Origin of the sequence: uncultured Gimesia sp. (assembly GCF_937919775.1) — a bacterium.
In the GTDB taxonomy this organism is placed as follows: Bacteria; Planctomycetota; Planctomycetia; order Planctomycetales; family Planctomycetaceae; genus Gimesia.
Map to the genome: position 1 here is coordinate 1 of NZ_CALFPF010000674.1, position 10,706 is coordinate 10,706.

Consider the following 10,706-nt stretch of genomic DNA (forward strand, 5'->3'; position numbering starts at 1 on the left):
AGCTTCTATCAAAACAGGTAAGGCACTTGTGTACCAACAATTTGTATTATTGTGTACACATTTTGGTTTTGATTTCAACTGAAAAGCAGTGAAAAAAGATTATTTGTCAATTAGTTCAATTGTTCACGAATTCTGTATAATTCTTCCAATGCCGCCAGAGGTGTCATTTGATCGACGTTTAAATCTCTGATTTCGTCGAGTACGGGGTGGGGGGCGGCACCGAACAGGGAAAGCTGCTGATGCGTCGCTTGTTTTTGCGGACGCGGGGGGATGGTCGTTTTTCCGCTGCTGGCGTCGATGTGATCTTTTTCGAGCGTGGAAAGAATCTGATTGGCTCGTTGAATAATCTGATCCGGGACACCAGCCAGACGGGCCACATGAATCCCGTAACTTTTGTTTGCTGAGCCTTCCACGATTTTGTGCAGAAACACGATTTCCCCATCCTGCTCATGTACGGCGACATTCCAGTTACTGGCCTGCTTGAGCGTTTGGGTCAACTCGGTGAGTTCGTGGTAGTGCGTAGCGAACAGGGTGCGGGCTTTAATCCGGTCATGCAGGTATTCGGTCATGGACCAGGCCAGAGAAATTCCGTCATAGGTACTGGTGCCGCGTCCAATTTCATCCAGTATCACCAGACTGCGTTCCGTAGCCGAGTTCAGAATACGGGCGGCTTCCGTCATTTCGACCATGAACGTACTCTGACCTTTGCTCAGTTCGTCACTGGCACCCACGCGTGCAAAGATTCGATCTGCAATTCCGATCCGCGCTTCACTGGCGGGGATGAAAGAACCAATCTGCGCCATGAGAGTCAGCAGCGCCGCTTGACGAATGTAAGTACTTTTTCCCGCCATGTTGGGGCCGGTAATGATTTGAACCCGTCCGTAAGGATCGCCGAGTAACACATCGTTGGGAACAAACTCGCCCGAGGGTTGCAGGCGGTCGAGAACGGGATGCCTGCTCTCCCTGATATCGAGAACCGGTTCTTCCGTGATCTCCGGACGCGTATAACCTGCGTGGGTCGCGAGATGAGCCAGTCCGAAGAGCACGTCAATTTGCGCCAGAACCTCCGCGGTTTTTTGTGTGCGGGGTGCTTCTTTGGCGACGCGTTCCCTCAACTCATGAAACAGTCTCAGTTCCAGTTCAATCGCACTGTCTTCTGCCTTGAGCACTTTTTCTTCGTACTCTTTCAGCTCAGGCGTGATATAACGCTCCTGATTCTTGAGAGTCTGTTTGCGAATATAGTGCTCGGGAACTTTCGCAGCCTGGGCGGCGGAAACTTCGAGATAATATCCAAAAACTTTATTGAAGCCGACTTTCAGATTCGGAATGCCGATCCGCTCCGCTTCCTCGTTGCGATAACCGGCGATCCATTCTTTGCCCCCTTTGGAAAGGGAACGCAGTTCGTCCAGTTCGGCATTAAATCCTTTGCAGATCACGCCCCCTTCATTGAGCGTCAGTGGAGGCTCCTCCACGATCATGGCTTCAATATCCGCCCGCACTTCAGCACAGAGATCGATGCCGACTTCGAGTTTCTGGAGCAGTTCCGATTTGCGACCGGCGAGTTTCGCTTTCAGTTTGGGAAGTAATGCCAGAGACTGGGCCAGAAAACTGAGGTCACGGGCGTTGGCACGGCCTGTGGCGATGCGTGCGGTGAGACGCTGCAGGTCATACGTTTTCGCCAGTTGTTCACGCACATCATGGCAGAGAACCGGATTCTGTGAGAGTTCTTCAACCGAGTCGAGCCGTTTCTGGATTTCGGGAAGACTCGTCAGCGGGTTGGCAATCCAGTCTGTGAGCAGGCGGGCTCCCATCGAGGTGACGGTTTCATCGAGGACCGAAATCAGGCTGCCTTCGCGTTTGCCTTCGCGGATGGTGCGTGTCAGTTCCAGGCTGCGCCGGGTAGCTTCATCGATCAGCAGGCGGTCGCCGCGTTCGTACGGTTCAATCTGGTTGATATGCGGAATCGAACTTTTCTGGGTGTCCTGAACGTATTCGAGCAAAGCGCCCGCGGCTGTGATCGCGGGAGTGTTCGATTCCAGATTAAACCCTTCCAGCGTTTTGGTGCCGAAATGTTCCAGCAGCCGTTTTTCGCACTCATCTTGCGCGAACGACCAGGAAGGCCGCTCGGTCAGCATGGTGTCTAAATGGCCGATGGCATTTTGCAGCGCGGTGTTGCCTTCCGCGAAAATACACTCGGCCGGGTGAATGCGGGCCAGTTCGTCAACCAGATGTTCTGCCGTTGTGTTGGATGTCAGAAAGCGACCGGTGGAGAGTTCCAGCCAGGCGAGTCCGATAGTGGATTTGCCGAAATAGATGCTGGCCAGAAAGTTGTTCTCATGCGGATTCAGCAAGGCGTCATCGGTCAGCGTGCCGGGGGTCACGACACGGGTGACTTCGCGTTTGACCATGCCCTTGGCCGTTTTGGGATCTTCAACCTGATCGCAGATTGCGGCTCTGTAACCGGCGTGAATCAGCTTATAGAGATAGCTGTCCAGCGAATGATACGGAAAACCTGCCATCGGCGTCGGATTACTGGAAGTTTTATCGCGGCTGGTGAGTGTGATTCCCAGAACACGGGCTGCGATTTCCGCATCTTCGTTAAAAAGTTCGTAGAAATCGCCCATGCGAAACAGCAGGATGGTTCCCGGATTCTGGCGTTTGACTTCCAGATATCGCTCCATCATCGGGGTCAGCTTCTTGCCTGTATTTGTCATACGTCCTGATTTTTCTCTGACAGTGAGCAATTAGAATGAGTGATTAATTCTTCGGTCGCTTTTCCGGAAACAGGGTACTGACACTCGTCCGGTCATGAATGGAGCGGATCGCAGCAGCAAAGGAGTGCGCGACCGAAATGACCTCGATGTTTTCCGGCAGAGGATCGATCTGCGTTTCTATCGTATTGGTCATAAACATTTTTTTCAAAGGGCTGTTACCGATGCGTTCCGCGGCGCCTCTTGACAATACGCCGTGTGTGACGGCTGCGTAAATGTCGTTGGCTCCCTTCTTTTTCAGGACTTCAGCCATGCTGATCAGGGTGCGTCCTGTAATGGTGAAGTCGTCTACCAGAATGATATTCTTGCCTGCGACTTCTCCAATCACTTCCAGAACTTCCACCGTTTCGGTGTGATCTTTGCGGAGTTTGTTCCCGATGACGACCGGCGTTCCCAGCAGTTTCGCGAAATCGGATGCTTCTTTGGCAAACCCGACATCGGGGCTGCAGACGACCAGATTTTCGATATTCAGTTTGCGGACATGTTCACAAATGACATGCCGACCGTAGAGATGATCGACGGGAACACTGAAAAAACCCTGAATCTGAGGGCTGTGCAGATCCATCGTCAAAACGCGGTTCGCCCCGGCGACTTCAATCGCGTCTGCACAGACACGCGCCCGGATCGAAACGCGAGGTTCGTCTTTTTTGTCCCCTTTGGCATAGCTGAAAAAAGGGATGACCGCGGTGATCTGCTGGGCACTGGCCCGTTTCAAAGCGTCGATCCAGAACAGAAGTTCAACGAAATTGTCGTTTACCGGCGAATGGACGCCCTGGATAATATAAACGTCGCGCCCACGGACATTTTCCAGAATACGAACAAAAATATTGCCTTCGCTGAACTGGTGGGCTTCACAGGGTGTCAGACGGATGCCCAGTTCATCAGCAATGGCTTGCGAAAGTAAGGGGTTACCCGAGCCTGCCATGATCGTCAGATCGCCTTGTGGCGGTTGAAAGGACTGGAGACGAGGCCCTCGGGAAAGCGGATTTGGAGAACTAGACATTAATTAACAGATCAATCTAACGGGGCAATCTCTCGCCGGAAAACATTACTATTCTTGGGAATTCTGGATAATTTCGCTCTGCTCCATTCACGAAGAAAAGCAGACTCCATAATATCGATGCTGAATGGCAAAACAAGCGAACGCTTGCCAATATCCTCAAGGATGGTTCCAAGAGTTTTATTCACGTCCGTATTATTGACACCAAACAGGTTACTCAGGGCGGAAACACTATTTCCGTCTGCAAATGATGTTGAGATATCTAAAATGACAGAAAGAATTTACAACTTTTCTGCGGGACCCGCTGCCCTTCCTCTTTCCGTACTGGAACAGGCACAACAGGATCTGATTTCACTGGGCGACACGGGCATCGGTGTTCTCGAGCACTCCCACCGAAGTAAAGCCTTCATCGCCGTTTATGATGAGGCAGAAGCCCTCTGCCGGGAAATTGCTTCGATCCCTGATAATTACAAAGTTTTGTTTCTGCAGGGGGGCGCTTCCACACAGTTTTCCATGATTCCCATGAACCTGCTTTCCAAAGATCAGACAGCCGATTATCTGGTCACCGGTTCCTGGTCCCAAAAAGCGGTCAAAGAGGCCAAATTGTTCGGGAAAGTGAATGTCGCCTGCAGCAGCGAAGACAAGAACTTTTCTTATATTCCCGAGGAAGTTTCTCTGAGTGAGAAACCAGCTTATGTGCATTTTACCTCGAATAATACAATTTACGGCACCGAGTTTGCGACCGAGCCTGTCGTACCGGCGGGGATTCCGCTGATTTGCGACGCCAGCAGCGATATCTTTTCCCGACCCATCGAGATCTCTCAATATGGTCTTGTTTACGCGGGTGCGCAAAAGAATCTGGGGCCGAGCGGGGTGACGCTGGTCATCATTCGGGACGATCTGATTGCACAGGGTCCGACTGATCTTCCCACGATGCTGCAGTACCGGACGCACTCTGAAGCGGGGTCCATGTACAATACGCCGCCGACATTCGGGATTTATGTTTTGGGACGCGTTCTGCAATGGTTGAAAGATCAGGGCGGATTAACGGCCATGGCGCAGAAAAATCAGGCCAAAGCGGGTAAACTGTACGATTATCTGGATCAGAGCCAGCTCTTTAAGCCGACGGCTGCGAAAAAAGACCGCTCGCTGATGAATGTGACGTTCGTGACCGGCGATGACAGTCTGGACGCTAAATTCATCAAGCAGGCAACTGCCGCCGGTCTGGATGGCTTGAAAGGCCACCGCAGTGTCGGCGGGATGCGGGCGAGTATTTATAACGCATTCCCCGAGTCAGGCGTCGATAAATTAATCGAAGTGATGAGTCAGTTCGAAAAGGAACATGCTTCTTGAATCAGCCCGAAATCGATAAAGCGCATGCGGATATAGGGCTGGTTTGTGCTCTGCCGATGGAGATCCAGCCCTTTCTGGATCGCTGTGAGCACGTCAAAAAATATACCGGCGGTTCGTATGTGTTTCGGGGCGGATTTCTGGATCGGATTAAGGTGGCCGTCGTACAAACGGGAGTGGGTTTTGCCCGCGCCCGTGCTGCGACGCAGGCGCTGGTCGATGCGCATTCCCCCCCCTGGGTGCTCTCGGTCGGGTTTTCAGGTGCATTACAGACCGGGATGAAAGTCGGCGATATTGTTGTCGCGACTTCGGTAGCTGACCTGCACGGTCAGGAACTGAAAAACGATGTTCATTTTCCGGAAGATCCGGAACAGGGGCTCTATGTCGGCCGGATCATCAATACCGATCAAATCGTCCGCACGGTCGAGGAAAAATTACAACTGGCGGAAAAGTACGATGCGCTCGCGGTCGATCTCGAAAGCCTGGCGGTGGCGCAGGTCTGTGCTGCTGAGAAAAAAGGCTTCATGGCGATTCGGGTGATCAGCGACGATTGTTCCGCGGACCTGCCTCCGGAAGTGATGTCCATTCTCGGCGAAACCGGAGCCGTACGGGCAGGGGCCGCTTTGGGCGCCGTCTTCAAACGTCCGGAAAGCATCAAAGAAATGTGGAAGATGCGCGGCGATGCCTCACGCGCAGCCACGCGACTGGCCGGTTTTCTGGACGGAGTCGTCGTTCAGCTTTACGAAGCCCGGCATTAGTATGAGGTTTCATCTCTGCGAGATGAAGAACCGGGGCTAATGCCCTGCGGCTAATGGCTGAAATCATCATCAGCCGCAGGGCGTTAGCCGCGGTGAATCCAATTTTGCTAAAGGTCGCTTTCCTGAGAATCACCCTTAAAACGATGAAATAAGCTCTTCCTAGAATTCACCAACCACTTCACCGCCATCAGGTGTGCTCAATGCTTTTAGCACCGCCGGGTCAATATTTTCCGAGACGAAGCGCACGCTGCCGTCCCCCAGCAGGACGTGGTTTCCGCCTCGATAAGCCGTTTTCTTACCAGGGCCCATCATATTACCTGGAACGGCAAGATTGGTCGGGTCTCCCCAGGGTTTGAAGTTTTCGCCTGTTTCGACCGCGACGATGGTGTTTGAAGTGCCATCCGTGATATTCCGGATGCGCAGACCTGCATTTTTCTTGAGAACGAGTTCATTGCCGACATAATGTGAAAGGCCATAACCGTCGGGTGAGACTTTTTCTTCAATCGTCGGGTTTAAGTACGCGGGGATCTCCTGCTGAAAAATGATCTGATTGCCGGGATCATCCCAGGGTTTATCAAAATCAATATCACTGTAAAGCGGTGCCTGATCGATAAAGGGCAGGATTTGAGTCTGCCAGCTGTGATAAGGTTTACCATCGGTTGTCTCGATGGCACCGGGAGGAAACACCTGATGTGTATCGTGATAGTTGTGCAGGGCCAGGCCGATCTGCTTCAGATTGTTTTTTGATTGAGAGCGGCGTGCTGCTTCACGGGCCTGTTGCACGGCCGGCAAGAGTAATGCCAGCAGAATCGGTACGATCAGCAACAGGCCTCCGGCGAACACCGCGAGGATGACAATCAGCGTCGTATTGCTTTTTTTCGGAGCCGCAGTTTGGGAGTGCGATTGCGTTTCGGCTTCGAATTCGTCCCAGTCGTCCGTTTCCGGAATCAGTCCGGGGATCTGGCCTGCGGGGATAAACTGACCCTCCTCGCCTTTCCTGACGAGATCGGATTTCTGGACCTTGCCTTCGACTGCCAGTTCTTTCAGACGTTCCTGGGTCAAGGGACCTGCCGTTTGACTGCCGCGTTTTACATACCAGTTGGCCATGGGGGACTCCTTCAGGGAAAATGATCTGCTCTCCATCAGGTTACACAGGAAGTTCATTGGAATACAGAGAAACACAGGGGAAGAATGTATATAATTGAAATATCTGCCTGCCCACGAATGAGGCGTAGAGTCTAACCTGCTAGAATGAAAGCAGGATCCCGAGAATTTGTTTAATACAATCAACAGAGCAAGGAGATAGTTGAGTGGCGGCTGAACCTGCGATGCGTCCCTGGATTTTGTCCGAAATCAATTACGCTTATGTGAAAGAGAATCCCTACCAAGTGGCCGTTTTGCCGATGGGGGCCACGGAGCCACATAATCTGCATCTCCCTTATGGAACCGACACTTATGAAGCAGACGCGATCAGTTCTCGCGTTTGTGAAGCCGCTCATCAGCGGGGCGCGAAAGTGGTCATGCTGCCCCCGATTCCTTACGGCACGGAAACTAACCAGAGTGCGTTTCCCCTGTCGATGAATGTGAATCCTTCCACGCTGGGACAGATCATTGCTGACCTCGTTGATTCGCTGGCCAATCATGGCGTACACAAACTGCTGATTCTAAACAGTCATGGCGGCAACGATTTTAAACCGTTGTTGCGGGAGTTACACGGTTCAACGCCGGTGCAGATCTTTCTGGCGGACTGGTTTCGCGGAACCACAGCCGATGTGAAACCCGAGATCTTTGTGAACCCGGATGACCATGCCGGTGAGATGGAAACATCGCTGGCGCTGGCTTATTTTCCACATCTCGTTTCCCGGAATGCAGAAACGGGCGCCTTGAATGCCGACGATGGTGCGACCAACTCAACTCGGTTCTCCGCGGTGAATGAGGGCTGGGTCAGTATTACACGTCCGTGGCATTTATTGACGACCAATTCGGGATCGGGCAATCCGCATCAGGCGACCGCCGAGAAGGGGGAGAAACTGATGCAGATTCTCGTTGAGCGATTATCGCAATTTCTGGTGGAACTCTCAGAGGCGAAATTGGATGATCAGTTTCCTTTCTAATAACAGCACTGCCTGTTTCCTGCTGAGAAGCGCGCGTGGGATCTTCTGCTTCAGTTGTCTGGCGGTGTTTTTTTGTGGCTCCTTCCTTTCTGCTGATGAAAAACAGCCGGAGATTCTCTTTCAGGATGTGACGGCAGCCTCTCAGCTTCAGTTTCAGCATCGGTCACCTTTGACTTTGAAACGTCACCTGCATTTGATGATGGGGTCGGGCGTCGGCTGGATTGATTTCGACAATGATGGCTTTCCCGATTTGTATTGTGCGCAAGGTGAAGAGTGGCAGACGGCGAAGAACACGCAGCGCGATGTGAGCGATGTGGCATTGTCAAATCGTCTGTATCAGAACCGGGGTAACAGTCTGTTTCAGGATGTCACCACGTCGGCTGGATTAATCGATTTCGGTTACTCGATGGGAATTGCCGTCGGGGATTTTAATCACGATGGATTTGACGATCTGTATGTGAGTCAGTTCGGCCGGAATCTGTTGTACTGCAATAACGGAGACGGCACATTTTCCAATACTTCACAGTCAGCGCAAGTGGATGATCCGGGGTACGGGGCCAGTTGCACCTGGGCCGACCTGAATGGCGATGGTTTACTCGATCTGTATGTGGTGAACTATCTGGAGATTGATCGGGAACAGTATCCCATCTGCAGCCGTAACGTTGATGGAACACGCGTTTATTTCGTTTGTCATCCCCGTTATGTGCGCGGGGAATATGATGTGGTCTATCGGAATCTGGGAAATGGGACATTTCTCGATATGTCAAAAAAAGCAGGCTTGCACAACGAGCCTGCCCGACAGGGGCTGGGCGTGTTTGCTGCTGATTTTGATCATGATGGGGACATGGATATTTATGTTGCTAATGACTCCGTTGCGAACCAGTTGTGGGTGAATGACGGGCAGGGGGTTTTCACAGATCAGGCATTGATTGCCGGTCTCGCCTTCAATCGTTCCGGAGACCGTGAGGCAGGCATGGGGCTTGCCGGGGCAGACTATAACGGCGATGGCCAGATCGACTTATTTGTCACGAATTATTACGGCGAAACAAATACGTTGTACCGCAATGAGGGGGCGGGGGCTCTGTTTTTTCTGGATGTGACGGATGAAACAGGGCTCGCGGCGCCCAGTCGTGTGCGACTGGGGTTTGGTGCCTCGTTTCTGGATTTCAATAATGACGGCTGGGAAGACCTGTTCGTGACCAATGGTCATGTTCACGATCGACTGGCCCAGCTGGGGAAAAATGAGCCTTATGAGCAGGAACCACAAGTGTTTCTGAATCAAGGAGGGGCACGGTTTCTTGACGATTCCGCATCGGCAGGGACTTTCTTTCAGAATAAGCAAGTGGGGAGAGGCTGTGCCGTTGCTGATTTTAATCGGGATGGACTGGCCGATCTTGCGGTCTCCCATTTGAACGGGAAGCTGGTGTTGCTGGAAAATCGTTCGCTGTCCGCCGGTCCAAGTATTTCTTTAAAATTAATCGGTACGACTTCCAATCGCAGCGCCATTGGTGCGCGTGTGGAGCTGACAACAGATTCCAGAAAATTGACGCGTTATCGGCGGGGGAGCAGCAGTTATCTTTCCGCGGACGAAGGCGGGATCTTAGCTGGCTTGGGAAAGAGTCAGACACCGGTATCAGCGAAAGTCACCTGGCCTCAAGGGAAAACGGAAATCTGGTCTGGTTTACAACCGGGGGGCCGTTATACATTGATAGAAGGAACCAGCGCTTCGCGAGAGTTGTCTCAAATACAGCCATGATGATGAATAGCCAGCCGGAACCGGATAACCTGATCAAACCCTTTTCAAAACCTGAAAAAGGGGTTTTCTTCTCAAGCGGGTCGATTGTCGCCGGCGTGGGGTTGCTGGCATTGCTGGTATTTTATCTTTCCGGTCGTAAGGAAACAGATCCTCCGCAGAAATCGGAACCGGCTGTAAAAACTCAAGAGTCGGGAGAGAAATCGGATAAAACCCGACGAAAAGAGTTGATTGCCTATTTGCAGCAACATCCGGACGATGAATTCGCGCACTTTCAATTGGGGGAACTGATCAAGGACCGCGCTCCCTTTCAGGCATTGGAAAATTTTTCGCATGTGACTCCCCAGCATCCCCGGTATTATGCAGCCGTCGAAGCCATCGCCGAAATTGCAATGGAACAGGACCTCCCCTTGCAGGCAAAACCGGCATTGTTCATTCTGATCCGCGAATATCCGGAAGAGAGTCGGTATCAGGAGCAACTGGCGCGACTGTTATTCCAGCAAGGGGATTCTGACGGGGCGCTCACATATGCCGCACGCAGTATTGAGCTGGGGGCGAATCAGGCACAGAACCACATGTTGGTGGCCCGCATTCTGAAGCAGGCGGGCAGAACCAGTGAAATGATCGGACCGCTCAAGCAGGCACTTTATCTGGAGCCGGAATTATTTGAGGCGCATTTGAATCTGGCTTATGCGGCACTTTACACGGGGGATCTGGAATCAGCAGAGCGGGAAGCACGCTGGTGTCTGGAACGGCAGCCTGCATCGATTACGCCGCTGCGTTATCTGGCATTGATCGATCGAAATCAGGGGAAGATGGAAGCTGCGGTCGCTCACGTTGACCAGGCATTGCTGATCGACCCGCAGGATTTCGAAAGCCTGCTGCTCAAAGCGGATCTATTCATTTTTCAACGAAAAGGTCAACAGGCGTATGACTTGCTGAAGCCCCTTTATGCAGAGC

General features: G+C 52.2%; 8 protein-coding genes. 5 read left to right on the forward strand and 3 right to left on the reverse strand.

Features of this window, described 5'->3' with window-relative positions:
* Window positions 1-110: 110 nt before the first annotated feature.
* Window positions 111-2,714 carry a DNA mismatch repair protein MutS gene (mutS, locus tag Q0294_RS19125; protein ID WP_299468648.1) on the reverse strand — a complete coding sequence of 868 codons (2,604 nt, stop codon included), beginning with the start codon at window positions 2,712-2,714 and terminating at the stop codon, window positions 111-113.
* Between the two features lie 43 nt (window positions 2,715-2,757).
* Entirely contained in the window at window positions 2,758-3,774 is a 1,017-nt protein-coding gene (locus Q0294_RS19130; RefSeq protein ID WP_299468650.1) for a ribose-phosphate pyrophosphokinase, read from the reverse strand.
* A gap of 264 nt (window positions 3,775-4,038) precedes the next feature.
* Between Q0294_RS19130 and serC the strand changes: the two genes are divergently transcribed.
* A complete protein-coding gene (gene serC, locus Q0294_RS19135) occupies window positions 4,039-5,124 on the forward strand; it encodes a 3-phosphoserine/phosphohydroxythreonine transaminase (RefSeq protein ID WP_299468652.1) in 1,086 nt (361 codons plus the stop codon).
* The gene (locus Q0294_RS19140; protein WP_299468654.1) at window positions 5,121-5,879 is read left to right on the forward strand and encodes a 5'-methylthioadenosine nucleosidase; all 759 of its coding nucleotides are present in this window, start codon (window positions 5,121-5,123) and stop codon (window positions 5,877-5,879) included. Before serC ends, Q0294_RS19140 begins: the two co-directional genes overlap by 4 nt.
* 159 nt (window positions 5,880-6,038) lie before the next feature.
* On the opposite strand, the gene Q0294_RS19145 is transcribed toward Q0294_RS19140, so the two are convergent.
* A complete protein-coding gene (locus Q0294_RS19145; protein ID WP_299468656.1) occupies window positions 6,039-6,986 on the reverse strand; it encodes a DUF1559 domain-containing protein in 948 nt (315 codons plus the stop codon).
* Between the two features lie 203 nt (window positions 6,987-7,189).
* On the opposite strand from Q0294_RS19145, the gene Q0294_RS19150 reads away from it, so the two are divergent.
* The 3 genes from Q0294_RS19150 to Q0294_RS19160 all read left to right on the forward strand — a co-directional run.
* Window positions 7,190-7,993: a creatininase family protein gene (locus Q0294_RS19150; RefSeq protein WP_299468658.1), complete on the forward strand. Its 804-nt coding sequence runs from the start codon at window positions 7,190-7,192 to the stop codon at window positions 7,991-7,993.
* Window positions 7,974-9,749 (forward strand): CRTAC1 family protein, encoded by a 1,776-nt coding sequence (locus tag Q0294_RS19155; RefSeq protein ID WP_299468660.1) that lies wholly within the window; start codon window positions 7,974-7,976, stop codon window positions 9,747-9,749. The genes Q0294_RS19150 and Q0294_RS19155 overlap by 20 nt, the downstream gene beginning before the upstream one ends.
* A partial coding sequence (locus Q0294_RS19160; protein ID WP_299468662.1) for a tetratricopeptide repeat protein occupies window positions 9,746-10,706 on the forward strand: 961 nt, incomplete at its 3' end. The genes Q0294_RS19155 and Q0294_RS19160, both read left to right, overlap by 4 nt.